The sequence below is a fragment of the Agrobacterium sp. 5Ca39 genome, from assembly GCF_055382365.1.
This window is the reverse complement of the sequence record NZ_AP026436.1, coordinates 2,035,641-2,061,778: the sequence shown is the minus strand read 5'-3', so window position 1 is coordinate 2,061,778 and position 26,138 is coordinate 2,035,641. Positions and strand designations below refer to the sequence as shown.

28 protein-coding genes are annotated in these 26,138 nt (G+C 60.4%); 16 read left to right on the top strand and 12 right to left on the bottom strand.

Annotated elements, in window-relative coordinates:
- Window positions 1–52 precede the first annotated feature (52 nt).
- A complete protein-coding gene (locus tag ACZ47E_RS10285; RefSeq protein WP_278066988.1) occupies window positions 53–2,359 on the top strand; it encodes a hypothetical protein in 2,307 nt (768 codons plus the stop codon).
- Window positions 2,360–2,787: 428 nt separating this feature from the next.
- On the opposite strand, the gene rpoH is transcribed toward ACZ47E_RS10285, so the two are convergent.
- The 3 genes from rpoH to ACZ47E_RS10270 form a co-directional block, all read right to left on the bottom strand.
- Window positions 2,788–3,690 (bottom strand): RNA polymerase sigma factor RpoH, encoded by a 903-nt coding sequence (gene rpoH, locus ACZ47E_RS10280; RefSeq protein ID WP_004443393.1) that lies wholly within the window; start codon window positions 3,688–3,690, stop codon window positions 2,788–2,790.
- A 166-nt stretch (window positions 3,691–3,856) separates the two neighbouring features.
- On the bottom strand, window positions 3,857–4,681 hold the full coding sequence (locus ACZ47E_RS10275; protein ID WP_278066986.1) for a class I SAM-dependent methyltransferase: 825 nt from the start codon (window positions 4,679–4,681) through the stop codon (window positions 3,857–3,859).
- 222 nt (window positions 4,682–4,903) lie between these two features.
- Complete coding sequence (locus tag ACZ47E_RS10270; protein WP_113380773.1) at window positions 4,904–5,926, bottom strand: RluA family pseudouridine synthase; 1,023 nt, start codon at window positions 5,924–5,926, stop codon at window positions 4,904–4,906.
- 39 nt (window positions 5,927–5,965) lie between these two features.
- Here ACZ47E_RS10270 and ACZ47E_RS10265 point away from each other — a divergent pair, with 39 nt between their 5' ends.
- Together ACZ47E_RS10265 and ACZ47E_RS10260 are read left to right on the top strand one after the other, a co-directional pair.
- Window positions 5,966–6,358, top strand: coding sequence for a hypothetical protein (locus ACZ47E_RS10265; protein WP_278066985.1), 393 nt, complete (start codon window positions 5,966–5,968; stop codon window positions 6,356–6,358).
- Window positions 6,348–7,202, top strand: a complete 855-nt coding sequence (locus ACZ47E_RS10260; protein ID WP_278066984.1) for a TrmH family RNA methyltransferase — start codon at window positions 6,348–6,350, stop codon at window positions 7,200–7,202. Before ACZ47E_RS10265 ends, ACZ47E_RS10260 begins: the two co-directional genes overlap by 11 nt.
- A gap of 236 nt (window positions 7,203–7,438) precedes the next feature.
- On the opposite strand, the gene ACZ47E_RS10255 is transcribed toward ACZ47E_RS10260, so the two are convergent.
- The gene (locus ACZ47E_RS10255; RefSeq protein ID WP_278066983.1) at window positions 7,439–8,689 is read right to left on the bottom strand and encodes a coiled-coil domain-containing protein; all 1,251 of its coding nucleotides are present in this window, start codon (window positions 8,687–8,689) and stop codon (window positions 7,439–7,441) included.
- Between the two features lie 287 nt (window positions 8,690–8,976).
- On the bottom strand, window positions 8,977–9,573 hold the full coding sequence (locus ACZ47E_RS10250; protein ID WP_278066982.1) for a DUF1134 domain-containing protein: 597 nt from the start codon (window positions 9,571–9,573) through the stop codon (window positions 8,977–8,979).
- A gap of 252 nt (window positions 9,574–9,825) precedes the next feature.
- On the opposite strand from ACZ47E_RS10250, the gene chpT reads away from it, so the two are divergent.
- From chpT to ACZ47E_RS10230, 4 genes are all read left to right on the top strand, one after another.
- On the top strand, window positions 9,826–10,473 hold the full coding sequence (gene chpT, locus ACZ47E_RS10245; protein ID WP_004443377.1) for a histidine phosphotransferase ChpT: 648 nt from the start codon (window positions 9,826–9,828) through the stop codon (window positions 10,471–10,473).
- An 85-nt stretch (window positions 10,474–10,558) separates the two neighbouring features.
- Window positions 10,559–11,086, top strand: coding sequence for a GNAT family N-acetyltransferase (locus ACZ47E_RS10240; RefSeq protein ID WP_035211693.1), 528 nt, complete (start codon window positions 10,559–10,561; stop codon window positions 11,084–11,086).
- A 45-nt stretch (window positions 11,087–11,131) separates the two neighbouring features.
- Window positions 11,132–11,239, top strand: a complete 108-nt coding sequence (locus ACZ47E_RS10235) for a DUF6616 family protein (RefSeq protein WP_312619911.1) — start codon at window positions 11,132–11,134, stop codon at window positions 11,237–11,239.
- 375 nt (window positions 11,240–11,614) lie between these two features.
- Window positions 11,615–12,418: an alpha/beta hydrolase family protein gene (locus ACZ47E_RS10230; protein WP_464016845.1), complete on the top strand. Its 804-nt coding sequence runs from the start codon at window positions 11,615–11,617 to the stop codon at window positions 12,416–12,418.
- Between the two features lie 30 nt (window positions 12,419–12,448).
- Here the strand turns inward: ACZ47E_RS10230 and ACZ47E_RS10225 are convergent, their stop codons facing one another.
- Together ACZ47E_RS10225 and ctrA are read right to left on the bottom strand one after the other, a co-directional pair.
- A complete protein-coding gene (locus tag ACZ47E_RS10225; protein ID WP_035211687.1) occupies window positions 12,449–12,976 on the bottom strand; it encodes a GNAT family N-acetyltransferase in 528 nt (175 codons plus the stop codon).
- A gap of 121 nt (window positions 12,977–13,097) precedes the next feature.
- Entirely contained in the window at window positions 13,098–13,802 is a 705-nt protein-coding gene (ctrA, locus tag ACZ47E_RS10220; RefSeq protein ID WP_004443365.1) for a response regulator transcription factor CtrA, read from the bottom strand.
- Between the two features lie 482 nt (window positions 13,803–14,284).
- Between ctrA and ACZ47E_RS10215 the strand changes: the two genes are divergently transcribed.
- Window positions 14,285–14,635, top strand: a complete 351-nt coding sequence (locus tag ACZ47E_RS10215; protein WP_003491821.1) for a flagellar export protein FliJ — start codon at window positions 14,285–14,287, stop codon at window positions 14,633–14,635.
- Between the two features lie 283 nt (window positions 14,636–14,918).
- Window positions 14,919–15,122, top strand: coding sequence for a DUF1059 domain-containing protein (locus ACZ47E_RS10210; protein WP_004443364.1), 204 nt, complete (start codon window positions 14,919–14,921; stop codon window positions 15,120–15,122).
- Between the two features lie 237 nt (window positions 15,123–15,359).
- Here ACZ47E_RS10210 and ACZ47E_RS10205 read toward each other — a convergent pair whose 3' ends face one another.
- The 4 genes from ACZ47E_RS10205 to cysQ all read right to left on the bottom strand — a co-directional run bounded on the left by ACZ47E_RS10205 (window position 15,360) and on the right by cysQ (window position 18,505).
- On the bottom strand, window positions 15,360–15,641 hold the full coding sequence (locus ACZ47E_RS10205) for a GNAT family N-acetyltransferase (protein WP_004443362.1): 282 nt from the start codon (window positions 15,639–15,641) through the stop codon (window positions 15,360–15,362).
- A 228-nt stretch (window positions 15,642–15,869) separates the two neighbouring features.
- Window positions 15,870–16,145 (bottom strand): CtrA inhibitor SciP, encoded by a 276-nt coding sequence (sciP, locus tag ACZ47E_RS10200; protein ID WP_003491799.1) that lies wholly within the window; start codon window positions 16,143–16,145, stop codon window positions 15,870–15,872.
- A 191-nt stretch (window positions 16,146–16,336) separates the two neighbouring features.
- Window positions 16,337–17,377 (bottom strand): DUF2793 domain-containing protein, encoded by a 1,041-nt coding sequence (locus tag ACZ47E_RS10195; protein ID WP_278066981.1) that lies wholly within the window; start codon window positions 17,375–17,377, stop codon window positions 16,337–16,339.
- A 339-nt stretch (window positions 17,378–17,716) separates the two neighbouring features.
- Window positions 17,717–18,505 (bottom strand): 3'(2'),5'-bisphosphate nucleotidase CysQ, encoded by a 789-nt coding sequence (gene cysQ, locus ACZ47E_RS10190; RefSeq protein WP_137068935.1) that lies wholly within the window; start codon window positions 18,503–18,505, stop codon window positions 17,717–17,719.
- Window positions 18,506–18,840: 335 nt separating this feature from the next.
- On the opposite strand from cysQ, the gene ACZ47E_RS10185 reads away from it, so the two are divergent.
- The 7 genes from ACZ47E_RS10185 (at window position 18,841) to ACZ47E_RS10155 (ending at window position 25,365) form a co-directional block, all read left to right on the top strand.
- Window positions 18,841–19,743: a branched-chain amino acid ABC transporter permease gene (locus tag ACZ47E_RS10185; RefSeq protein WP_004443357.1), complete on the top strand. Its 903-nt coding sequence runs from the start codon at window positions 18,841–18,843 to the stop codon at window positions 19,741–19,743.
- Between the two features lie 49 nt (window positions 19,744–19,792).
- On the top strand, window positions 19,793–21,145 hold the full coding sequence (gene livM / locus ACZ47E_RS10180; RefSeq protein WP_427832844.1) for a high-affinity branched-chain amino acid ABC transporter permease LivM: 1,353 nt from the start codon (window positions 19,793–19,795) through the stop codon (window positions 21,143–21,145).
- On the top strand, window positions 21,145–22,023 hold the full coding sequence (locus ACZ47E_RS10175) for an ABC transporter ATP-binding protein (RefSeq protein WP_278066979.1): 879 nt from the start codon (window positions 21,145–21,147) through the stop codon (window positions 22,021–22,023). The genes livM and ACZ47E_RS10175 overlap by 1 nt, the downstream gene beginning before the upstream one ends.
- Window positions 22,023–22,751, top strand: a complete 729-nt coding sequence (locus tag ACZ47E_RS10170; RefSeq protein WP_004443349.1) for an ABC transporter ATP-binding protein — start codon at window positions 22,023–22,025, stop codon at window positions 22,749–22,751. Before ACZ47E_RS10175 ends, ACZ47E_RS10170 begins: the two co-directional genes overlap by 1 nt.
- Window positions 22,752–22,931: 180 nt before the next feature.
- The gene (locus ACZ47E_RS10165; RefSeq protein ID WP_004443347.1) at window positions 22,932–23,285 is read left to right on the top strand and encodes a DUF6867 family protein; all 354 of its coding nucleotides are present in this window, start codon (window positions 22,932–22,934) and stop codon (window positions 23,283–23,285) included.
- A gap of 119 nt (window positions 23,286–23,404) precedes the next feature.
- Window positions 23,405–24,523 carry a branched-chain amino acid ABC transporter substrate-binding protein gene (locus tag ACZ47E_RS10160; protein WP_004443345.1) on the top strand — a complete coding sequence of 373 codons (1,119 nt, stop codon included), beginning with the start codon at window positions 23,405–23,407 and terminating at the stop codon, window positions 24,521–24,523.
- 125 nt (window positions 24,524–24,648) lie between these two features.
- Window positions 24,649–25,365: a polysaccharide deacetylase family protein gene (locus ACZ47E_RS10155; RefSeq protein WP_278066978.1), complete on the top strand. Its 717-nt coding sequence runs from the start codon at window positions 24,649–24,651 to the stop codon at window positions 25,363–25,365.
- Here the strand turns inward: ACZ47E_RS10155 and ACZ47E_RS10150 are convergent.
- Entirely contained in the window at window positions 25,314–25,901 is a 588-nt protein-coding gene (locus ACZ47E_RS10150; protein WP_278066977.1) for an AAA family ATPase, read from the bottom strand. The two genes, ACZ47E_RS10155 and ACZ47E_RS10150, sit on opposite strands and share 52 nt — an antisense overlap.
- Window positions 25,902–26,138 lie beyond the last annotated feature (237 nt).

The window sequence follows — 26,138 nt, the reverse complement described above, 5'->3', positions numbered from 1 at the left end:
TTCATAAACCATATCGGGCCGGTACGTCGCCGGTCACGACGAGAAAGTGCTTATGGCGGATTTTGTAGCAGTCATTCGCAAGGCCGTGGATGGCTTGGCGAACAATACTCCCGAAAACCGGGCGAAGGTTTACGACAAGGCGCGCAGTGCGGTTGTGCGCCAGCTCGAGAATATGAAGCCACGTCCGCCGGAAGAATTGTTGCGCCGGCAGATCGCCAAGCTGGACGCCGCCATTGCCGAAGTGGACAGCGAATATGCCGAGGCGCTTCCGGCGCTGGAGGAGGATGACGCGTTCTCCCCCGTCGCGGAAGACGCGGCCGCGCCTTACCATCAGCACGAAATCGAAGAAGACGACCGCGCGGCGCATGCCGCCGAGCCTGTTACGCACGAAGAGCAGGAGCAGGTTTATGAAGAGCCCGCCCCCGTCGAGGCCGACGAGCGCGAGCCGGTCTACGAAGAGCAGGCCACCGAAGAAGAACCTGGCCGTGAAACGCCCGTAGCCGAGCGGGATGATCAGGTTTACGCTGAGCCACACGAAGAGCCGCGCGTAGAACAGCATGGCGAAGCCGAGCCGGAAGAGCTTTATGAGGCGCCCGCGCCCGTGGCGCCGGTATCGCCCGTCGCTTCCGACGAGGTGCATCAAACCTATTTCACCCGTGCGGAGGAAGAGCCGGCCTATCGTTCGGCCGACGAGCATGATCGTGAATTCGAAACCGCACCGCTCGCAGAGGATGCGTCCGTTCCGGCCCACTGGGCGCAGCCGGTGGATGAAGATGACTGGCGCAAGCTGAATGAGGCGCGGGACGAGGACCTGCGCGCGGCGGACGATTATGCCGACAGGCGCGCCGAGGCGGATGAGCATCCGCTCGTTGCCGATTATCCCGCGCATCATTATCAGGAACCGGAAGTGACGCTGGATCCCGAAAGGCGGGACGATGCGGATCAGCGGTTCGGCCAGACTCCGGCTTTCGGCGCCCGGGACGAGTTGTCCGAGCAGCGACAGAGCGAGGAGGCCACTCCGAAAAAGGCCGTCGTGGAAGATTTCTCGTCCTATTTTCAGGATGCGGATATCGCCATTCCCGCCAAAGACGCCCCCGTCCTGCCGCGTGCCGATAACGATCCCTTCGGCGATCAGGCGCAGGCGAAGGACAACAGGGAGCGTACGCCCTGGGATGATCTGGACGAGCTGATCGGTTACGACGGCGCGTCGTCCACCACCCGCCAGTCTTCGGATGAAACGCCCGGCCTCGGCGCCGCTGCGGCAACGCCTGCCTACATGGTCAAGAAGAAGCCGCGCCGCAACTACGCCTCCGTGGTGCTGGCACTTGTGGGCGTGGCGCTGCTTGCCGGCGGTGGTTATGCCTTCTGGCTGAACCGCGATGCGCTGAACGACATGGTGGGCGGGCTGGTCAATTCTGCCCAGAACGGTGGTACCCAGACATCTTCGCCGGAGACGGCGCAGACGCAGCCCACCACGCCGCCCGCGACCCAGCAGCCGCCTGCGGCTGGCCAGCAGCAACCGACGGCCACACCAAACAACCACCCGAACCAGTCGCATGGAGATGATGGTTCGGTTACCGGCACAAAGTTCACCCAGCGGCTTCTGGCCGATGGCACCGAGCGTGACGAGGGCCAGGCGCCGGGCGCCAACGGCCAGCCCGTCACGGCGGAAGGTCAGTCGGTCTACGAGCAGAATGTTGCGCCTCCGCCGGCAGGCGAAAGCCCGGCCGGCAATACAGGTGCACCTGCCGGCACACCGGCTGGCGCACCTGCCGGACAGCAACCTGCCGCCGCGGCTTCCGGCGACCGCATGTTCCTTTATGAGGAAGTGCTGGGCCAGACGGTTCCGACCGCCATTCAAGGCAGCGTGTCCTGGTCGCTGCAGCAGGAAAATGATGCCGAAGGCAAGCCTTCGCCCACGGTGCAGGGGCAGATTACCGTTCCCGGCCGTGGCCTCAGCGCGCTGATCACCTTCAAGCGCAATACCGATCCGTCGCTGCCCGCAAGCCATCTGATCGAGATCGTCTTCTCGGTTTCGCCCGGCTTTGAAGGCGGCGCGATCGACAGCGTCCAGCGTATTGCGATGAAGAGCACCGAGCAGGATCGCGGCAACGCGCTGATCGCGGTTCCGGCCAAAATCACCGACGATTTCCACATGATCGCGCTCAACGACTTCCCGGATGCGATGAAGACCAATCTGGAGCTTCTGAAGAGCCGCAACTGGATCGACATTCCGGTGTCCTACCGCAACGGCCGGCGTGCACTGCTGACCCTGCAAAAGGGCAATGACGGTATCGCCGCCTTCGACAAGGCGCTCAGCGAATGGGCGGCATCAGCGCCGGCGACGGGCGGTCAATAAGGATTGAAAGGGCGGCTCAGGCCGCCCTTTTCGTTACATGGCTACGGCGGTGTCTTTGCTGTGTCAGGTGATGGGTTTCGGGGATGTTGGTGGGTGCGGCTCACCCCCTTCTGTCCTGCCGGGCATCTCCCCCACAAGGAGGGAGATCGATATGCCGCGAGGTCTCGACCAACTCAACGGCCGAGGATGAAGTGGCGGTAGCGCGTCTTGCCGATCTCCCCGCCTGTGGGGGAGATGTCCGGCAGGGCAGAGGGGGTAAGCGGCATCCTCTGAAGCATCGATATTTTTCCTACCGGTTTTCCTCCAGCACTATCGTCGGTCTCAGAGGCAGACCATTTCCTATCGCCCGCCTTTTACCAACAAAAAATCCCCGGCCGAAGGCCGAGGATGATTCATGGTCAGCGCATTGGCGTCATGAGCGGGCTGTCTTACGCATCCACCACGCGCAGGGCGCGCGCCGCTTCCAGCGCTTCCTTCTGCACCGCTTCCTGCACCTTCTCAAAGGCACGGACTTCGATCTGGCGAACGCGCTCGCGGCTGATGTCGAACTCTGAGGAGAGTTCTTCCAGCGTCACCGGCTCCTCGGCAAGTCTGCGGGCCTCGAAGATGCGGCGTTCGCGGTCGTTCAGCACGCCCATGGCTTTCGCCAGCATGCGGCGGCGGGTTTCCAGTTCGTCCTGCTCGATCAGCACGTCTTCCTGGCTGTCATGGTCATCCACCAGCCAGTCCTGCCATTGGCCGGACTCGCCTTCGGACGCCTTGATCGGCGCATTCAGCGATGCGTCGCCATGCAGGCGGCGGTTCATCGAGATGACTTCTTCTTCCGACACCTGCAGCTTCGTCGCGATTTCCTTGACATGCTCCGGCTTCAGGTCGCCATCGTCGATGGCCTGGATGCGGCCCTTCAGACGGCGCAGGTTGAAGAACAGACGCTTCTGGTTGGCGGTTGTGCCCATCTTCACCAGCGACCACGAGCGCAGGATATATTCCTGTATCGAGGCCTTGATCCACCACATTGCATAGGTGGCCAGACGGAATCCGCGTTCCGGATCGAATTTCTTCACCGCCTGCATCAGGCCGACATTGCCTTCGGAAACGACCTCGCCGATCGGCAGGCCGTAACCACGATAGCCCATGGCGATCTTGGCCACGAGACGCAGATGGCTGGTGACGAGCTTGTGCGCGGCGTCGCGGTCGCCATGCTCGGCATAACGCTTGCCAAGCATGTATTCTTCCTGCGGCTCCAGCATCGGGAATTTGCGGATTTCGTCGAGATATCTATTGAGACCGGCTTCGCCGGCTGTAATCGTAGGCAAACTATTGCGGGCCATAAAGCACCCCCTTATCTATGGTCTGGAACGGCACCCTCTTTGATCGGCGAATAACCCGCCGGAGGCGCGCCGTAAGCTGCGGGTCGTTACCGACCCCGCACGAACCCATGTGACAGATATGTACGCTCACGCCGCGTTTCAAGCGAACGCTGCGTTCACACATGCGTTATGTCGAGGCGACCCCTTCTTTGACCTGTTTAACTTTCGAGCGGTAAATTCGTTCCGAAAAACCGCCAAGGCCGGAGCGTACCATCAGCTCGTACATCACCCGTCTGCGCATCGGATTGTGCAGACGCACCACCCTCGCGCCGAGGAACTGCGTCTCGACATGGGCAAGCGCCTGCAGGTCCGGATCGATGGCAATGGCCTGCGCATAGGTTGCGTGAAATTCGCGGTGGCACACATAGGTCTTGTATTTCGTCATGCCGAAGCAAACGAGGCTGTGGCCGTGGGTGCGCAGGAAATCGGCGACACCCACCGTCACTTCCGGCCAGGCGGGGTTGAAGGTGTCATCGAAAACGATGATGCCGTGCGGCGCGATCACCTCCATGGCCAGTTTCGCATCGGCCAGCACGTGATGCAGGTGATGGCCACCACCAATACTGAAAAAGCGTGCCGGACCGATGCGGGACGTGATGTCGTCTGGTGTCAGCCGCGTGCTGTCACCCTTGATGATAAGGTCCCGATCCATTGTGAAACCCAGCCGGCGGCCGTTTTCCATCAGGCGTTCATACTGGTCGAGGCTGCCGTCTTGCGGCGGGTCCAGATCGAAAAGATCGACGCCCAGCACCTTTTCCTGGCTCTGCGCGAATTTGCGCAGCAGGAAATAGGAGCGACCGTAATAGACGCCGATTTCCGCGATGCCGCCACTAAGGGCGCTTTTCGTCTGCGCCTGCAGAAGTGTCTTGAAGACGAGCGCATCCGGCGGGTCGATGTAACCTTCGACGCTGCGCAGCTCCTGGAATATAAACCGGCGGTCTTTAATCGTCATGCGCACGCGATCCCGTCATCGTGCCGGCTCCGTTCAAGGCAGTTCGAACGTGCGGCGGTTCAAGGCTTTGCGAGGCAAAGGAGGTGCGAGGATTAAAGCGAAATTGGGGCGGTCTATGAAGAGGACCGTTGGCAGAATATCGCGTTCCGCTAATCTTTTTTTGTTATCCGAAGCTTCCGGCGAAATGTGCGGCGCAGTTTTTTGGAACTGCGCCAGGCGTTTTCAGGCACGCAATGCGGCGACCAAGGCTTCCATGTCTTCTGGAAGCTCGGTTTCGAACTCCATCACCTCACCAGTGCGAGGGTGTTCGAAAGCGAGCAGATAGGCATGCAGTGCCTGGCGCGGAAAGCGCCCGACGATGCCCTTTGCCGGTTCTTCCAGAAGGTTCGCCTTGGTACGGAAAGCCGCGCCATATTCGGGATCGCCGATCAGCGGGTGGCCGATATGGGCCATGTGCACGCGGATCTGGTGGGTGCGGCCCGTTTCGAGACGGCATTCCACCATCGAGGCGAGACAGGTGGCGTCCGGCCGCTCGTGATAACGCTCGACTACCTCGTAATGGGTGATTGCCTCGCGGGCATCATCCGAATCCTCGTGCTTGACGGCGCGTTTGGTGCGGTCGACGCTGCGGCCGAGTGCTGCGTCGATTGTGCCACGCAGCGTGCGCGGGCGGCCCCAGACGATGGCCTTGTAGGCGCGTTCCAGCGGCCCGGTGCGGCCATGGTCGGCAAATTGTGCGGCCAGATGCCGGTGGGCGTTGTCGTTCTTCGCAACGACCATGACACCTGACGTTTCCTTGTCCAGCCGGTGTACGATGCCCGGGCGCTTGACGCCGCCAATGCCGGAGAGGCTGTCGCCGCAATGATGAATGAGGGCGTTGACCAGCGTTCCCGTCCAGTTGCCGGCGCCGGGATGCACGACGAGGCCGGCGGGCTTGACGAGCACGATCAGGTCTTCATCCTCATATTCCACGTTAAGGGGAATGTCCTCGCCCTTGGGTTCCGGGTCTTCCGGTTCGGGCATGACGATCTCGATACGGTCGCCGGGATGCACCTTCTTTTTCGGCTCGGTCACCGGCTTGCCGTTGAGGGAAACCGCGCCCTGTTCGATCAGCGCCTTCAGGCGGCTGCGGGAGAAGTCGCTGCCCACTTCGCCCGCCAGCCAGGAATCGAGGCGGCCTTCGGCGTCTTCCCCGGCAATCAGGACTTTCCTTGCGTCTCCGCCTTGTTTAAAGGGGTCGTTCATTCTTATTTTTTCCGATCCATCAGCATTTCAGGGAACCCGATGACGCAGATCGAGCAAGACGAACAGGAAGACAAGCCGCTTGATCCGGCCATGGAAAAAGTTCGCCGCAAGATGATCCGTTTGCAGATCGTGTCGGGCTCCGTGATGTTTATCAGCCTTATGGCTGTCTTCGGTGCGGTTGTCTACAAGGCGATGGGGCCGTCTAAGGCCGCTCAGACGCAGACGGAAGCGCCAAACCTCGCCGTTCCCACTGGTAGTGGCCCGATGGCCGTCACCGCCAGCCTGCCGCAGGGCTTCACGATCGACAATGTCAGCTATTCTGGCGGTGACATGCTGTTTTACGGCCGGCTGGCCAACGGCACGCGCAAGGCGCTGGTCTTCAACGTCGCCAGCGGCCGGTTCCTGGCCGACGTGACTGTTGATGGCCAGTGAGGTCAATAACCTGCCGGATGGCCGGGCGCTGATCTCGATCGACGACCCGGCCGATCCGCGCATTGCCGCCTTTCGCGATATTCGCGAGCGTGATCTCACCGGCCGGCAGGGGCGTTTCATCGCCGAAGGTACGGTGGTGCTGCGCATGCTGGCCGCCGCCCACAAGGCGGGTGGGGCCTTTGCGGCGGAGAGCATCCTGATCCTGCGCAACCGGCTTTCCGGCGTTGCGGATATTCTTTCCGATTTCCCCGAAGATGTGCCCGTTTATGTGGCCGAAGCGCCGGTGCTGGATGGTATCGTCGGTTTCCACCTGCATCGTGGCATTCTGGCGCTCGGGCGGCGGGTGCGCGATGACGGCCTGGAAGAGATGACGGCAGCACTTCCCGCGTCCTCCCTGGTGCTCGTCGGCTGCGGCATTTCCAACCACGATAATCTCGGCGCGATGTTTCGCAACGCCGCAGCCTTTTATGCCGATGCGGTGCTGCTGGACGAGACGTGCTGCGACCCGCTCTATCGCAAGGCGCTGCGGGTTTCCGTGGGGTCGGTGCTGTCGGTTCCCTATCATCGCGGCGGCGGGGCAGTGGAGATGCTGGAGCGGCTCGCGGCAGCCGGTTTTGCGATCTGGAGCCTTTCACCCGGTGGCGAGACCGAAATCCGCGATATTCCCCGCGCTGAACGCATGGCGCTCGTCATCGGCACGGAAGGCGAGGGGTTGCCGCAATCGGTGCTGTCGCGGTTTCATACGGCGCGGATTGCGCAGTCGCCGCAGCTGGATAGCTTGAATGCGGGGACGGCTTCCGGGCTGGCGCTTTATCAGATGGCGGGGGTGATCGGGCGGGTGTGAGGAGTGCTTAACGCCATCTTTGCGGATGAAGTTTACGCTTGCCTTGGTGGGTGGGGTTTACCCCCCTCTGTCCTGCCGGACATCTCCCCCACAAGGAGGGAGATCGGCAAGATGCGCTATCGCCACTTCATTCTCTAACGTTGATATCGGCAAAACCTTGCCGCATATCGATCTCCCCACCTGTGGGGGAGATGCCCGGCAGGGCAGAGGGGGGTGAAGCGGCATACACCGAGTACCTAACGCTTCCGCTTCTCCATCACCACCTTCGCCCGCTTCGCAAGGCTCTCCCGCCCCGATGAACCAGACGCCTTGGCCAGCAGCCCCGGAATAGGCGATGCCTCACCCTCCTGCGCGGCTGTCAGCGCGATCATTTCGGCGGCGATCCTCGCGATTTCGCGGCGGATGGGCTCGTCATTACCGGTACCACGCACATTCAACAGGCGCTCGGTGAGCGCGGTGCCCTGATTGCGGATATCCTCGATTTCCTGTTCCAAACCTTCCGGTGCCAATGCGCCCGGCTGTGCGCTCGGCTCCTCCTGCGGGAAGGCGGGGGCGGCATCCTCTGGGGCTGCCGTCTGTTGTGCGTCCGTCTCGATGGTGGGCGCGGTTTCGAGCGGGGCGGCAGGGGCCGGCGCTGCGGCTTGCCGCCGCTCAACCGGCTTTTCGGCGGGAACGGCGGGGTTCGGCAGGCGGATGATCATGTCGTTGCTGCGGCCGCCGGTTGCGGCCAACTGTTCCTTGAGGCGCGCGACCTCCTGGTTGCGCAGGGTCAGCATCGTGTCGAGGTCGGCGTTTTTGGCGATGGTGCTGGCCAGTTGCTCCTCAAGCCTCGTTACCTTGCGGCTTTCGCGCGCCACGGCTTCCATCGCTTCCCGGTTGCGGCTGGCGATATCCTGAAGCTCGCGGGTGACGGTCTCGCCTTCCTTTCGGAAGCGTGTGGCGCTTTGTTTGGCCTGTTCGGCTTCGAGATCGCGGGTGGCGGCGAGGATTTTCGAATCATCAAGTTCGCGCGTCAGGTTGGTGAGGCGGGCGGTGAGATCGGACATCTGGCTGGCGCGCTCATTGGCAGCCTGCTCCTGCTGCAGGAGGTTGGCCTGGATGATGCCGGCGCGCTCTTCGCTGGCGTCAAGTGCGGCGCGCAATTCGCCGATCTCCAGCGTCAGCTCTTCGATCTTCAGGGAAAAGCTGCGGTTCTGCTCGCCGAGGCGATAGGCATCGCTGGAAGCGGCCTCGTTGGCGAGGCGTAGCGAGGTGTTCTTTTCCCGCTCCGTTTCCAGTTCCTGGCGGACCTTGGCGTTTTCGGCGGCGTAGAGCGCACGCGCCATGTCCTTCTGGGCGCGGACTTCCTGCGGGCTGATGGGCATTGTCGCGCGTATGCGGTTTTCCGTATAAGCGACGATGCGGCGGTGGATCGCGGGTGCGATCAGCAGGGCCAGCAGGGTTGCGGTGAGAAAACCCAATCCGAAGAGAATGGCATATTCGATCACGCGGGACAGTCTCCGAAACTCAGATACGCGCGCATTCGGAAAGAGGGGCGCGAGGGTACGTTACGCTATTATTGCAACCGTGGGGAGGGGTTTCCCTTTGGCAATTCGTGGGCGGGACCTTGCCGCTTGTTTCTTCTCCCCGAGGGGGAGAGGTCCGCGGCAGCGGTGTGAGGGGGCGAGGGTTATGAGATACGGCAAGGTTGCCCGCTCATCCGACCCTTCGGGCCACCTTCTCCCCGGCGGGGAGAAGAAATCCGCCGCACCGTCTCGTCCTATCAACCGTCTTATCAGAAGGGGTTCCAGGTCGGCTGCTGGGTGAGCTTCAGGTAACCGACATTGATGCCGAGGCGTGCGCCGATGCCGGTGCGGATGGGGGCGAGCGTGACTTCGCTGCTTTTCAGATAGGTCATGCCGACGCCGGCGACGATGAAAGCGGAGCCGCTGACGCCGCCGTAACGGCGATAGAGCGAATCAACCGAGGGCAGATTGTAGACCAGCATCATGGCGCGGGTGCCCTGGCCGCCGTAATCGAGGCCGAGCGACGGTCCCTGCCAGAAGACGGGGTGCTGGCCGGCATTCTTGGTGTAAAGCGTGCCCTCGCCATAGGTGAGGCCGGCAACGAAGGCGCCGGAGCCCTCCTGGCCGAGAATGTAACCGTTCGGAAGACCGTATTGCTGGAAGGCGCGCTCCACCACCTTGGCAAGGCCGCCGGTGGTTTCGCCGAAGAATCCGTGGCCTGCATCCACGACTTCCTGGAAAGAATATTGATCGCTGTTCTGGGCCGCGGTCGGTGCGACCCATATCAGCAGGCTCGCGAGGAGCGCGACGATCTTTCCCAGTCCGAGGCGTGCAATGGTGCGGGTTTTCTTAAGGCGCATCGTCATGTCCGTCCGTCTGTTTCGTTAGCGCATCGGTTCGAAAATCCGAATCGGTTTTTCGAAAGGGCCGACGCGCAGAGTCAAAGTTCTACAGCATGTTTCGCGCATCCTGGCGGATACACGGGGCTCCAGTGTGGCCTGTTAAGGCATTTGGCATTTTGAAACCATCCTATTAACAATCGGTTTACCAAATATGGTGTCATTATGGCTTAACAATTTCCACACCGTCCGCGCCTCCCTTGCGCAGGAGAGAATTTTATGACCAGCAAACTCAATATCACGCTGTCCGGTCCCGATCTGGCGGCTCTTCTGTGCAGCCGTGTGTGCCATGATGTGATTTCTCCTGTCGGCGCCATCAATAACGGCCTCGAACTGCTGGACGAGGGCGGCACGGATGACGATGCGCTCGATCTCATCCGCACGTCAGCCCTTAACGCATCCGTGCGGCTGAAGTTCGCCCGCCTTGCTTTCGGTGCTTCCGGTTCCGCCGGCGCGTCGATCGATACCGGCGAGGCCGAAAAGGCCGCCAAGGATTTTGCAGAGGCCGAAAAGAAGGCGGAAGTCAGCTGGAACGGCCCGCGCGCCATCGTTGCCAAGAACCGCGTCAAGCTTCTGCTCAACCTCTTCCTCGTGGCCTATGGCGCGATACCGCGCGGTGGCAATGTGGATGTGCTGCTTGAAAACCCCGATGGCGACGCCAAGTTCGAAATCACCGTCAAGGGCCGGATGATGCGCGTGCCGGGCAAGTTCGTGGAAATCTACGAGGGCAGGCTGGAAGAGGCGGTCGACGCCCATTCCGTTCAGCCCTATTACACGCTGCTTCTGGCCGAGGAGGCCAATATGACGGTGGAATACAAGGTGCATGACGATCGTATCGTCTTCACGGCAAAGACGATCGCGGCGTGATCGTTTCAATGCGACAGTGATGCCATCAGGGGTCGGGCCGGTTTTGCCAGCGCCCGGCCCTTTTTCGTTTCCAGGGGAGGGTCTCATGATTCGTGTCGAAACCGCGCGTCTTTGTCTTCGGCCGCATGCCATCGAGGACGAAGCGCGTTATTGCGCTTTCTGGAGCGCGGCCGTTCAACCCATTCCGGGGGTGAACTCAATAGCGCCGCTCGACCCCGAACTCGCTTTCGCGCGGCTTTTGCGTTTCATCGGCCACTGGTCCGTCTTCGGTTTCGGGCCCTTCGTGGTCGAGGAACTGTCCACGGGACGAATCGTCGGCGAGGTGGGTCTCGCCCATATGCGCCGCGGACATGGCGCGGATTTCGACACCGCACCGGAGGCCATGTGGAAGATCGACAGGGATCTGACGGGCAAGGGCGTGGCGAGCGAAGCCGTGCAGGCCGCGCTTGGCTGGTTCGACACGCAGGGCATATCGAACCGGATCGTGTGCATGATCGATCCGCTCAACGTACCCTCCCTCGCAATCGCCACCCGCTTCGGCTTCTCTCCCATCAGAGAGACGATGTTCCGGGAAAGCCCGGTGCGGCTTTTCGAGCGGATCAGGACACCCTAACTCCACGATGTCCAAAGCACGGACAAAGGGCTTTGACTCATAGTAGTGGAGGCAACCGCCGAGAGCGGCTGGCACGACTACTTCGATACGGTGAATTCGGGCGGGGAGGGTGTCGGCATGACAGGCCATCTCCAGCAGCTTGCAGCGATCTGATCCGCCACGTGAACCTGGCCGTTGCCGCGACGGCCTCGATCACGATCGAGCACGACGACGAGCGCGTTCAAGGTCTCTCCAGCAATTAGATAAGCCAATCTTTTCTCCGTCCAGACCAACGGAGAGACAAATATGCGCATACTGGCACTAGCTGCAATGCTCCTTTTCGCGCTGACCGCAAGCGTGACCGCCAAAGAGGCCATAGGTTTCAAACAGATTGAGTTGCCGGCTGATCAAGGCGGAAAAACTCTCGCAGTTTCAATGTGGTATCCAACCACGTCTTCAGGGAAAGCGGAGACTGTCGGCGAGAACGCCATATTTTTCGGGCTTGATGTTCTCCGGGACGCCTCCCGTGCCCCGGGTTCTCACCCGCTTGTGCTGCTGTCTCATGGTTACGGCGGCAGCTGGCGCAACCTCAACTGGCTTGCGGGTGAACTGGTGCATGATGGTTATGTCGTCGCCGCACCCGATCATGCTGGCGAAGATTTCGAGGCGCAGAAGGGAAACGAGGTGGTGGCACTTTGGGAAAGGCCACGCGCCATCAGTACGGTCCTGACAGCGCTCCTCAAAGATGAGGCGCTTGCCGGGCGCATCGACAGTCGGCGCATCGCAGTCATCGGCCATTCGCTCGGCGGCTGGACCGCGATGGAACTCGCAGGCGCAAGATATAGTGCCGATCTGGCTCTTGAAGGTTGCGATGTGACGCCGCTGCCGCCGCAATGCAAAGCCAACCGGCTCTTAAGCAAGGTGGGAATTATTGGTGGTGGAAAGGCCGATCCGCGCCTCTCAATGAGTAGGTATGATAACCGAATTCGCGCTGTCGTTTCGCTTGATCTGGGCCCGGCTGCGGGCTTTCTGCCTGAGACGTTGCGACAGGTGGACGTTCCGGTTCTGGTGATGGCCGCTGGCGTGGAAACGCCGGAGATTGCGGCGATCAAAGCCGATTCAGACCGTGTCGCCGCTCTTCTGCCAAAGGCGACGACCACCTATCATGTGATATCGGACGCCACCCATTTGAGTTTCATGCAGATATGCAAGGAAGATGGCGAAAAACGCCTGCTGGAAGAATCGCCCGATGAAGCATTCATATGCCGCAGCGGTGGCGGAAGAGACAGGGCGGCACTGCATCAGGAGATCCGTGGTGCAGTCACGACCTTTCTGCGTGACGCTTTAAAATAAAGACGGGCCGCATAAATGCGGCTCTATCGATCACGTCCTTGCATGCCGATCCCTTCGCACATCATGGCGATAGACCAGATCTGATGGCAGCGGGCGCAGCGCGACAGGGTCCAGCACTCCGCCGATTCGCTCCGCAACAGCGGCGGATTGGCGGTTGCCTGCGCCGACATAGCTGACGAGGGTTGGAAGCTTCAGCGTATCGAAGGCCCAGTCCCGCAGCGCCGTTGCGGCTTCCGCAGCATAACCCCTGCCTTCATGACCGTCGTAAAGCAGCCAGCCCAGTTCCTTCTCGGGATAGAGGGGGCCGTGATTGATGCCGACCTGACCGATGCATTCGCCGCTCTCGGCGAGATCGATCATCAGCGCGCCGTGACCGAAGAACGACCACAATGCCCTGTCCTGACAGAACATGGCCCATGCGGCGGCAAGATCATGCGGTCCGGCGACGCCGGTGGAGCGCGGTGACGCCATGAAATCACGATAGGCCGGGAAATCGTCCAGTCGCGGTGGGCGAAGGTTAAGGCGATTTGTCACGAGGGTGGGGATTGCGTCCGTCATTTTTTGTCCTCTGGCGCCTCCGCCTGAGCGGGACGCCGTTGCCGACCTGCCGCGACCCGCAGTCAACAAAAAACCCGCCGTTTCCAGCGGGTCTTTCAAAACAGCCCTGTTCCAGCAGGAATCAGGCGGTTTCGAGATATTCAGTCGAGCCATCCGGCTCGCGCAGAACATAACCGCGGCCCCAGACGGTTTCGATGTAGTTCGCGCCGCCGGCGGCGTTTGCCAGCTTCTTGCGCAGCTTGCAGATGAAGACGTCGATGATCTTCAGTTCCGGCTCGTCCATGCCGCCATAAAGGTGGTTCAGGAACATTTCCTTGGTCAGCGTCGTGCCCTTGCGCAGCGAAAGCAGCTCAAGCATCTGATATTCCTTGCCGGTCAGGTGAACGCGCTGGCCGCCCACTTCAACCGTCTTGGCATCGAGATTGACGATCAGCTCGCCGGTGGAGATGACCGACTGCGCATGGCCCTTGGAACGGCGGACGATTGCGTGAATGCGGGCAACAAGCTCGTCCTTGTGGAACGGCTTCGTCATGTAATCGTCTGCGCCAAAACCGAGGCCGCGAACCTTGTCCTCAATGCCGGCCATGCCGGACAGGATGAGGATCGGCGTCTTGACCTTGGAAAGCCGAAGCGTTCTCAGCACCTCGTAACCCGACATGTCGGGGAGGTTAAGGTCGAGAAGAATAATGTCGTAGTCGTAAAGCTTGCCAAGGTCCACGCCTTCCTCACCGAGGTCGGTCGTGTAAACGTTAAAGCTTTCCGACTTCAGCATCAGTTCAATGCTCTGCGCTGTCGCGCTGTCGTCTTCAATCAGTAGAACCCGCATAATTATCCCCTTTGCCGCCCGCGAACCGGTAAAACATTGCCTCGCGCGATGCGGATCCAGACGTTGCCTGATTTGCAGGCTGCCACCAAATGGTTAACAAATTCTAATTGCCTTTGGCAAGGTGTATCGAATTTATTAAGCAAACTAGGCATTTCGCTGTTTTTGCACGTGAATCCACCATCGCCAAAATTGAAGCTTAACGTGAGGATTTCCCGCTAAGTGATTCAATCGACTCTTACATCGTCTGGCCCATTTTTTTTGACCTGGCATTTACCGACCCTTAAATGATCGTGTTTATCATTAACGATGCCCGTAAACGAAAGGTTAACGGCGGCGGTTTTTTATTAACGCCGGGTAACTTTCGGGAATCATTCCGGCACAACGGGTTAACCCGGCCGGTTGAAAGGGCGGGTTAAACGGGCCGGTCGAGGGGGCATAGTGCCCTTTTTGATCCGGGTCTCGCTATCCATGGAGTATTGCGTATGAAGTCGCGTGACAGCCTGGTTCGCCTGAAGGAATTTCAGGTCAATGAAAAACGCAGGCAGCTTAACCAGCTGCAGCAGATGATGTCCGAATTCGAGCGGATGGCAAAGGAACTGGTGCATCAGATCTCTCTGGAAGAGAGCAAGTCGGGCATTACCGATCCGACGCATTTCGCCTATCCGACCTTCGCCAAGGCCGCGCGCCAGCGGGCGGATAATCTTCAGGTTTCCATCCGGGAACTGAAGGCCCAGCAGGAGGCCGCCGAGGCATCGCTAGAAGAGGTGCAGGCCGAATATGAAAAGGCCGCCGCACTGGAAAACCGCGACGGAGCCATCCGCGCCCGCGCCTGACAGGTGGCGCAGAACTGACGAACCTCGTCCTCATTGACGGCTGCCGGTGGATCAGGAGGCGGCTTTCAATGACGGGACGACATGCTTTTTTTCGAAAGGCCGCTCCATCAGGGCGGCCTTTTGCCTTGCTGCTTCACCAGCGCGCCACGACGGGGCGGCCGCCCCGATTTCGATTGTCCGGACATGCGGAAAGGCGTATTTTACAGGGGTTCCGACCGTGAGCCGGAGGCTTTTACGCGCACGCACCCGTGCGGGTGCGGGCGGCCATTGCAGGGAGGAAAAAATGGCCCGCCAATATATCGATTGCCGTGAATTTCCCAGTGACAGCAGATGCACCGTTGCCATTTCGGCCGATTCCCAGGAGGAGCTGATGGAGGCGGCCGTGCAGCATGCCGTGGCCGTGCACGGCGCAAAGGATACGCTCGAATTCCGGGAAGAGGTCCGCCGGAGCATGCATGCCGGGACCCCACCGTTGAAGGTGGCGTGACACGCATTTATGAAATGACGCGATATTTGCAACGGCTGTGAGGGATTAAGCGTAAGCCGCTTTTTTCTTCTCCCCGCCGGGGAGAAGTTCGCGGCAGCGGGACGAGGGGGCAAGTTCTCCGCATATTACTGGCGTTTCCCCCTCATCCGACCCTTCGGGCTACCTTCTCCCCGGCGGGGAGAAGAAATATGCCGCGACGCTTGCGACTTCTGCCCTCAGACAGAGGATAAAGCGCGCTTAGCCCTGGATAACATCGGCCCAGTCTGGATGGCGCAGGGTCTGGGCCTTGAAGAAGGGGCAGAGCGGAATGATCTTCCAGCCGCCCTTGCGGGCTTCATCGATGGCGTGGGCGGCAAGTGCCTGGCCGACGCCTTTGCCGCGAAGCGCATCGGGCACGCCGGTATGATCGATGATGATGAGGGAAGGGGAGGTGCGGGAATAGGTCATTTCCGCCGTATGGCCGTCGACGGTTGCGAGATATTCGCCGCGCGATCCGGTTTCGGTTGTCTTGATATCCATTATCTCTGCCTTCCCATTGCTGTTCGTATCTCCACTGTAGCGGCTTGCGCCCGAATTGAAACAGCGGGATAGCAAACGCAGCGGACACAAACCGGTGACAATCTCTCACCGTCAGCAGGCATGGTTCTGAATGAAAAATCCGAAATCAAACCGAAAGCCCCGTCGATAAACTGACGGGGCGTTTTGAAAATCCGGCGTTGGGCGCCTTTGGCGCGCCGGCGCACTTTCTCAGTGGCGGTATTGCTGAATGCGCGTGGTGCGCAGGCCGGCAAGGCCATGATCGGCAATCGAGGACTGCCAGGACAGGAATTCTTCAACGGTGAGCGTATAACGCTCGCAGGCCTCTTCGAGGCTCAACAGTCCACCGCGCACGGCGGCAACAACCTCTGCCTTTCTGCGAATGACCCAGCGCCGGGTATTGGCAGGCGGAAGATCCGCAATCGTCAGAGGGCTGCCATCGGGGCCGATGACATATTTAACTCGTGGGCGTATCATTTCGGTCATTGGACACTCTATACAAACTCAAGACCATATGACGGGAACTTTAGCCCCGTACCTTTAAAAATTGCCTAAGCAGCTCGTGACAATTTATTAAGAATTTGAACGGTTTCGCCTGATTTGTTCGAGTCGCCTTATTTTGTCGGGGAAAAATTTTTCCAAAAATCGCAATTTTTCTCTCTCATCGGTTGTCCAGATCAGATCCACGCAAGCGAGAGGCACGTTTTGCCGTTGCCCTGGGTTAATTCCACCGTTCCCTCATGGTGCAGCCGCAGGCGGTCGCCGGCATCGAGGCGAAGGAAGGCGGTTGCCGACTGCGACGCGCCTGAGTCCGACACATTGCCCGCGATGTCGAAATCGGCCGCCGTGCCGTTGATCAACAGCGTCACCCGGTGGCCGGAAGACGAGACTACGGCAAGCGTCAATATGGCCAGATAGAGGCCCTTCGCTGGCACCACCAGGTCGCGCCCACCACCACTCACCGCATCACCGAGCGCAAAGCCGCCCTCAGCGAGGGAGAGCAGGGAAAAACCGGCGGCAGAGCCATTGGCCGGCTTCGTCGTGCCCGCCGGCAGGCCAGCGACGGCGAGCGGGCGGTTGGGCATCGAGACGCGACCATCGCCGCTGCAGACTATGGCGGTGTGCCATGAGGCGCCGTCCGTGCTGGCCTTGATCGAAAACCCGTCATTTCCCGCCAGACCCATCTCTGCGCGGCCGCTCCAGCCGGACTGGAACAGCAATGAGGCTGTATCGGCCCGGCCCGCCTTGTTGATCGTCATGCGGTGGCTGCCGTCATTCTGCGGGTGGGTGAAAAGGCTGGCGGGGGAGGCGAGCGCCAGCCGGTTGACGGCATCGGCCTCCGTGCCGATTCCCATGCTTTCCAGCCGACCGGTGGCCGGCAGTGGCAGGTCACGCCAGCCGCCGTCGCGCAGGACGCGATATCTGCTTTCGGCCGCAAACCATGCCGTCCAGCCGGGCTGCGGTGTGATCGAGAGCCACGCGCCATCCTGCCGGAAGGCGAGCCTGCCGCCCTTGCCGGCCCAATCGCCGGTAGCGTCGGCGGAGAGGAGGAAGCAATCTCCCTCGGCGGCGTTTTCGGGCGGTGCGGCAACCACAGCCTTGACGACCAGCTGCACGATCGCGTCGAGCCGTTGCAGCGCCTCGTTGTGGGTGACGTGTTTCTGCGCCTGCGAGGGGAGGATATAGGGAAGCCGAAGTCTCGCCGTCTGTTCGGTCATGATGTGCCTTCCGCGCTGCGGTGTTTCGTTGCGGGGGCATTGTGAGGTGGTGGCGTGGGGCGGGGATGAGCGGGGACAAGATTATTTTTTGGGGGGCCTTGGTGTGTGTGGCTTTACCCTCCTCTGCCCCGCCGGGCATCTCCCCCTCAAGGGGGGAGATCGGCAGGAAGCGCTACCGCCACTTCATTCGCAAACGTTGAGATGGGGGAGACCTATCCGCGAGTCGATCTCCCCCCTTGAGGGGGAGATGCCCGGCAGGGCAGAGGGGGGTAAAGCCGCACACACCGAAGCTCACCAATGCCGCCCGTCGCAAGAGCCGCAGCAAACGCCGAGCGCCCGTTACCCCGCGTGTTCCACCGCCATCGCCCCTTCGGCAATGAAATCCGGATTGGCCAGCGCATCCTCGCCATCGCCCTTCACCGCATAGGTTAGCGGAAGGCCCGAGCAGTCCAGCGTCCGGCCGCCGGCGGCGCGCAGCACGGCGTCGCCCGCCGCCGTGTCCCACATCATGGTGCGGCTGAAGCGCGGGTAGATATCGGCGGCACCCTCAGCCAGCATGCAGAATTTCAGCGACGAGCCGACAGAAATACAGTCCTTCAGTCCATGTTCGGCCACGAAGGCTTCCGTTCGTGCGGTGCAGTGCGAGCGGCTGATCAGCGCCACGGGGGAAGCGCCGCGCTGGCGGGCCCGGATGGGGTGGCGCGACAGGATGACGCCTTCGGCCGATATGACGAGTTTTTCGGCGGCGTTGCCCTCGCCGGTCCACGCCTGTCCGCGACAGGGGGCGTAAACCACACCGGCCACCGGAGCGCCGTTGCGGATGAGCGCGATGTTGACGGTGAAATCATCCTTGCCGGAAATGAACTCCTTGGTTCCATCCAGCGGATCGACGAGAAAGAATTCCGCTCCGGTTTCCGGCAGGATGCCACTCGACACGGCCTCTTCGGCAACCACCGGTATATCGGAAAAATGGGCCGCCAGGGCCGCAAGAATGATCGCTTCGGCACGCTGATCGGCTTCCGTCACCGGCGAACAGTCATCCTTGTACGACACATGCGGGCCGGCACGGTGGACCGCCATGATGGCCTGCCCGGCGTCCAGCGCCGCTTTCGTCAATATGTCGATCATCTCTTTGCCAATTAAATCCCGTCTGCGGGATATCGCCGTTCCGATCTTCGCTACTCCTTTGCCCGTTGCCCGTCAAATAATGGCGTTGGACAATGCTAAAATAAGCATTCGACCGTCATTTTTTCAGCACTTCCTGCCAAAATCATGGCTCTTTTGATCGGGAAAGCGGCAGCTGGTGTGGAAATTCCAAATTTTGTGCAGGATCGCCCGTTTTTGACTTCACATTTTTAACGAACACGATATGCATTTTGAGGGTGGGGGTCTGCCTGCAAGGGCGCCCCTATAATTAACATAACGAGGCGTGGCCCATTTGAGGTCGTGCCCGGGGGAAAGACATGGAGTATTTTATCCAGCAGCTCATAAACGGGCTGACTCTTGGATCGATCTACGGCCTCATCGCTATCGGCTATACGATGGTTTACGGCATCATCGGCATGATCAACTTCGCCCATGGCGATATTTTCATGCTCGGCGGCTTCGCCGCGCTGATCGTTTTCCTGATCGTGACATCCTTTGTCGCCGGCATTCCGGTGGCGCTTCTTCTGCTTCTGATGATGGTCGTCGCCATGCTGATGACCGGCCTGTGGAACTGGGTGATCGAACGCGTCGCCTACCGCCCGCTCAGAGGCTCCTTCCGTCTTGCGCCGCTGATCACTGCCATCGGCATGTCGATCGCGCTGTCCAACTTCATCCAGGTCACGCAGGGTCCACGCAACAAGCCGATCCCGTCGCTGGTGACCGAAAGCTATCATTTCGGCGCCATCACCGTGTCGCTGAAGCAGCTGATCATCATGGTCGTCACCTCGGTGCTGCTCTTCGCCTTCTGGTATATCGTCAACAAGACGCCTCTCGGCCGGGCGCAGCGCGCCACCGAACAGGATCGCAAGATGGCGGCGCTGCTCGGCGTTGATGTCGACAAGACCATCTCCATCACCTTCATCATGGGTGCAGCACTCGCCGCGGTCGCCGGCACCATGTATCTGATGTATTATGGTGTTGCCTCTTTCAGCGACGGCTTCATTCCCGGCGTCAAGGCATTTACGGCAGCCGTTCTGGGCGGCATCGGCTCGCTGCCGGGCGCTGTTCTCGGCGGCCTCCTGATCGGCCTGATCGAATCGCTGTGGTCGGCCTATTTCTCCATCGCCTACAAGGATGTCGCGGCTTTCGGCATCCTGGCTTTCGTGCTGATCTTCAAGCCGACCGGCATCCTCGGTCGCCCGGAAGTCGAGAAGGTGTGATCCCATGGCCAATATCGCTTCCGAAAACACCTCTTCCGGCCCCAGCCTGATGGCGACAGCCGTGAAGGAGGGCCTGATTGCGGGCGTCATCTCGTTCGGCATGTTCATTCTTTATGTCGGCATCGTCACCTATCAGGACATCAACAACCAGCTGATCTGGGGCACGCGCTGGGGCCTTCTGGCGATCTTCGTCGCCGTTGCCGCCATCGGCCGCTTCCTTATGGTCGGCTTTATCAAGCCGTCGCTGGATCGTCGCAAGCTGGCCAAGGCCAAGAGCGGCGTTCTGGAGATTTCCGAGGAAAAGGGCTTTTTCCACAAGCACTTTCTGAAGCTGGCGCTGGTTCTGCTGCTGCTTTATCCCGTTATCGCGGTGCAGCTCTTCGGTTTCCAGGGCTCGCTGAAATTCGTCGACAATTTCGGCATCCAGATCCTGATCTATGTGATGCTGGCCTGGGGGTTGAACATCGTCGTCGGCCTCGCCGGCCTGCTCGATCTCGGCTACGTCGCCTTTTATGCGGTGGGCGCCTATTCTTATGCGCTGCTCTCCAGCCAGTTCGGCCTCTCGTTTTGGGTGCTGCTGCCCGTTGCCGGCATTCTGGCAGGCTTCTGGGGCATCATCCTCGGCTTTCCGGTGCTGCGCCTGCGCGGCGACTATCTGGCAATCGTCACGCTCGCCTTCGGTGAAATCATCCGTCTCGTGCTGCTCAACTGGACGGATGTGACCAAGGGCACTTTCGGTATTTCCGGCATCGCCAAGGCGTCGATCTTCGGCATCTGGTCGTTCGATGTCGGCGCGCCGAACAATTTCGCCAAGGCGTTCGGCCTGTCGATGTCCTCGGCCTATTACAAGATCTTCCTGTTCTACGTGATCCTGCTGCTGTGCATGCTGACGGCCTATGTCACCATCCGCCTGCGCCGCATGCCCATCGGCCGGGCGTGGGAAGCGCTGCGTGAGGACGAGATCGCCTGCCGTTCGCTCGGCATTGATACGGTCATCACCAAGCTCACCGCTTTTGCCACGGGCGCAATGTTCGGCGGTTTTGCCGGCTCCTTCTTCGCCGCCCGTCAGGGGTTCGTTTCGCCGGAAAGCTTCGTGTTCCTCGAATCCGCCGTCATTCTCGCCATCGTCGTTCTCGGCGGCATGGGCTCGCTGACCGGCATTGCCATTGCGGCGCTCGTCATGGTCGGCGGCACCGAGCTTCTGCGCGAAATGGAGTTCCTGAAGCATGTCTTCGGGCCCGATTTCACGCCGGAACTCTATCGTATGCTGCTGTTCGGGCTTGCCATGGTCATCGTCATGCTGTTCAAGCCGCGCGGTTTCGTCGGCTCGCGTGAACCCACGGCTTTCCTTAAAGAACGCAGGGCCGTCTCCGGCAGCTTTACCAAGGAAGGTCACGGTTGATGGCTTCCGGAACAACAACAATGACACCCAATACCACTGGCGACACGATCCTCAAGGTCGAACATCTCTCGATGCGCTTTGGCGGCCTTATGGCCATCAACGACTTCTCCTTCGAGGCGAAGCGCGGCGAGATCACCGCGTTGATCGGCCCGAACGGTGCGGGCAAGACCACGGTCTTCAACTGCATCACCGGCTTCTACAAGCCCACCATGGGCATGATCACCATGCGCCAGCAGGATGGCGAGACGCATCTACTCGAGCGCCTGCCGGATTTCGAAATCACCAAGAAGGCAAAGGTGGCGCGCACCTTCCAGAACATCCGCCTGTTTTCGGGCCTGACCGTTCTGGAAAACCTGCTGGTGGCGCAGCACAATGCGCTGATGAAGGCCTCGGGTTACACGATCCTCGGCCTTCTCGGCCTGCCCGCATACCGGCGGGCGGTGGATGCTTCTATCGAAAAAGCCAAATACTGGCTGGAAAAGGCCGATCTGATCGATCGTGCCGACGATCCGGCGGGCGATCTGCCCTATGGCGCGCAGCGCCGCCTGGAAATCGCCCGCGCCATGTGCACGGGGCCGGAACTGCTTTGCCTCGATGAGCCGGCCGCCGGTCTCAATCCGAAGGAATCCCTGGCGCTCAACACGCTGCTGCGCGGCATCCGCGACGAGGGTACGTCGCTGCTCCTCATCGAGCACGACATGTCCGTGGTGATGCAGATTTCCGACCACGTGGTGGTTCTGGAATACGGTCAGAAGATTTCCGACGGCACGCCGGACCATGTGAAGAACGACCCGAAGGTCATCGCCGCCTATCTGGGTGTCGAGGATGATGAAGTGGAAGACGTGATTGCGGAAGAACTCGACGGAGGAACGGCCTGATGTCCGGTGAACCGCTTCTGAAAGTCCAGGGTGTCGAAACCTATTATGGCAATATCCGGGCTCTGGCCGGTGTCGATGTCGAAGTGAAGAGGGGCGAAATCGTCAGCCTGATCGGCGCCAATGGCGCTGGCAAGTCGACGCTGATGATGACCATCTGCGGCAGCCCGCAGGCGCGCGCCGGCCAGGTGATCTTCGATGGCGAGGACATTACCCAGCTGCCGACCCATCTGATCGCCCGCAAGCGCATCGCCCAATCACCGGAAGGCCGCCGGATTTTCCCGCGCATGACAGTGCTGGAAAACCTGCAGATGGGCGCCAATCTCGATAACCTGAAATATTTCAAGGAAGACGTCGAGAAGATCTTCGTGATGTTTCCGCGCCTGAAGGAGCGTCAGAGCCAGCGCGGCGGCACGCTTTCCGGCGGCGAGCAGCAGATGCTCTCCATCGGCCGCGCGCTGATGGCGCGTCCGAAGCTCCTGCTGCTGGACGAGCCTTCGCTGGGTCTCGCTCCGCTGATCGTCAAGGGCATTTTCGAGGCGATCAAGAAACTCAATCAGGAAGAGGGTCTGACCGTCTTCCTCGTGGAGCAGAACGCCTTCGCCGCGCTCAAGCTTTCCGACCGCGCTTATGTGATGGTCAACGGCAAGGTGACGATGAGCGGTTCGGGCAAGGAACTGCTCGCCGATCCGCAGGTACGCGCCGCCTATCTCGAAGGCGGACGGCACTGAAAGATTTTACTTGCGCCGGAAATTTTGCGGCGCAAGACTGCAAACGGCGGTCCGTCGTCCTTTGGTCAAAACCTTAAGGATCCATGGCGGGGCGTAAACAATAAAATGCCCGGCGGCAAACGACGGGACGACAGACAAGGCAGGGCCTGGGTATTCAGCCCGGCACTGATGGGGAAAGAGATGCAGGGCCTTTTTTTCGAGACGGATAACGGCGTGCGGTATGTTCTGCGCGCGTTGGTTGTTCTTCTGGGTTTCTGGACGGCTTGGCGCACCGGCAAATCCGTTGCCGACGGCTGGGGTGGTTATACGCGGGTGGTGATCTACACGCTCGCGCTGGGCGTGGTGATGCGGTTTTTGCATCACGCGCTGTTCGATGGGCCGTTCATCAACGGCTTCTACTACGTGTTTGACGTCGTTCTTCTTCTGGTTTTTTCCAGCATCGGTTTCCGCATGCGCCGGACGAGCCAGATGGTCAATAATTACTATTGGCTCTACGACCGCACGTCGGCATTTTCCTATAAAAAGAAAAATTGACAGCCGGTATTTTCCGGGGTCACTAATACTCGGCAGAGTGGAACGTTTCCTGTTCGGTTAAGGTGGGTACTGAACAGGTCCTCGCAAACAACCCATCCAAAGGAACTGGGAGTAAAGTAATGAAGAAGTCTCTTCTTTCCGCTGTCGCGCTGACCGCCATGGTCGCGTTTGGCGGTTCGGCCTGGGCCGATGTCGTGATCGCCGTCGGCGCACCGCTGACTGGCCCGAACGCTGCTTTCGGCGCTCAGATCCAGAAGGGTGCCGAACAGGCTGCGAAAGACATCAATGCCGCCGGCGGCATTAATGGCGAGCAGATCAAGATCGTGCTGGGCGACGACGTATCCGACCCCAAGCAGGGTATTTCGGTCGCCAATAAATTCGTCGCTGACGGCGTGAAATTCGTTGTCGGTCACTTCAACTCCGGCGTTTCCATTCCGGCGTCCGAAGTTTACGCCGAAAACGGCATTCTCGAAATCACGCCTGCCGCGACCAACCCCGTGTTCACCGAGCGCGGTCTGTGGAACACGTTCCGCACCTGCGGCCGTGACGACCAGCAGGGCGGCATCGCCGGCAAGTATCTTGCCGATCATTTCAAGGACGCCAAGATCGCCATCATTCACGACAAGACGCCTTACGGTCAGGGCCTTGCCGATGAAACCAAGAAGGCAGCCAATGCCGCCGGCGTGAAGGAAGCCATGTACGAAGGCGTGAATGTCGGCGACAAGGACTTCTCGGCGCTGATCTCCAAGATGAAGGAAGCCGGCGTTTCCATCATCTACTGGGGCGGCCTGCATACCGAAGCCGGCCTCATCATCCGCCAGGCGGCTGACCAGGGCCTGAAGGCCAAGCTCGTCTCGGGCGACGGTATCGTATCGAACGAACTGGCTTCCATCGCCGGCGACGCCGTCGAAGGCACGCTCAACACCTTCGGTCCTGATCCGACACTGCGCCCTGAAAACAAGGAACTGGTAGAGAAGTTCAAGGCCGCCGGTTTCAACCCGGAAGCCTATACGCTCTACTCCTATGCAGCCCTGCAGGCGATCGCCGGCGCTGCCAAGGCAGCCGGTTCCGTGGAGCCTGAAAAGGTTGCCGAAGCGCTGAAGAAGGGTAGCTTCCCGACGGCGCTCGGCGAGATCTCCTTCGACGAGAAGGGTGACCCGAAGCTTCCTGGCTATGTCATGTACGAGTGGAAGAAGGGTCCGGACGGCAAGTTCACCTACATCCAGCAGGGCAGCTAAGCCTTTTGCGACACCCTATCGAAGCCCGGCAGTAATGCCGGGCTTTTCTTTTGCGCGACAGGCGCCACACTGGAGACAATAAGGCGAGAGACAAAACCTCCCGAAAACTGCAATGAGGGGTGGCAATGGCGATGAAACGGGTGGTGTCTCTAATCCTTGGTCTTGCCATGCTGGCGGTGGTGCTCGGTGGCGTTCATCTCTTCAGCAAATCCCGGACGACGCAATTGTTCGGGGAGATCATTCCGAGGGTCGAGACGCCGAAGCCGGTGGTGGCCCTGACGTTTGACGACGGGCCCTCGGTGCGTTTCACGCCTGAGGTCCTGGCGATCCTGAGGGAACGCGGGATCAAAGCGACCTTTTTCCTGACGGGCAAGGAAACTGAAGAAAACCTGCCGCAGGCCCGCATGATCGTCAGCGATGGCCATCAGGTTGGAAACCACAGCTATACGCATTCCAACATGGCCTTGATGGGGTCCGCGCGGATCAGGGACGAGATCGAGCGCACCGATGCGGCCATTCGGACTGCGGGTCATAAAGGTGAGATCATGTTCCGCCCGCCCTATGGCAAGAAGCTGCTCGGCTTGCCGTGGTATCTATACCGGCATGACCGGAAAACAATCATGTGGGATGTCGAGCCGGAATCCTATCCAGATATCGCCGAGGATGCAGCGGCTCTTGCGAAGCACGTTATCGAGCACACGAAAAACGGCTCGATCATCATCATGCATGTCATGTATCGCAGCCGCGAGGCTTCACGGCAGGCCTTGCCGCTGATCATCGATGGACTGCGTCAGCGCGGGTTCGAGTTCGTGACCGTGTCGCAGCTGCTGGAAAATCGCTGAGACAGCTGCGCTCCGTCCAGCCGCTCCAAAATGAAGTCAGCACGCTCTTCGACGCCTGATTTCGGAAGGACGACGGTTTCATAGTCAAGAGCTTGATAATCCCTGACGAGGCGGTCGTATTCGGCCACGGCCGCGGCAAAATCATGCCGACGCTCCGTGTCTGCCTGATAGATTTCCGGCCAGGGCGGGGTAAGGAAGACCAGCCTGTTATAGCGATGTTCGCGTTGCAGCGTTTCGATGAGGGGGTCACCGCTGACCTCGCGTAGAGCCGAGGCGGCGTCGATCAGGCCGCGATCGAAGAAGACGGTGCCGTGCTCTGGCGCATGCTGACGGTCTTCGAGCGCCACAGCGATGGCGCGGCGCGCAAAGGCTTCGAGGTCTATCCACGGCAGAGCGTTGCCGCCATCGCGGGTTTCTTCGATGACGATGCGGCGGCCGGGTTCCTCCACGGTGGCGAAACCGCGCCGGGCGAGCTCGGCGAGAAGCGTGGATTTTCCGCCGCCGGAGCAACCGGAGAGGATGATGAAACGGTTCATGGGTGTGCGTTCCTGTGTTGGGGTTCAGGGCAGGGGGTGGTGATTTTTTGGGAGGTGGTTGCCGCCTATTTCTTCTCCCCCGCCGGGGAGAAGGTGGCCCGAAGGGCCGGATGAGGGGGCAAGCTCTCGGTCTTATCGCTACCCTTGCCCCCTCATCCCGCTGCCGCGGACTTCTCCCCGGCGGGGAGAAGAAACAAGGGGTTACCGCTCGTTCAACAAGCAGAATTTGCGTATTTG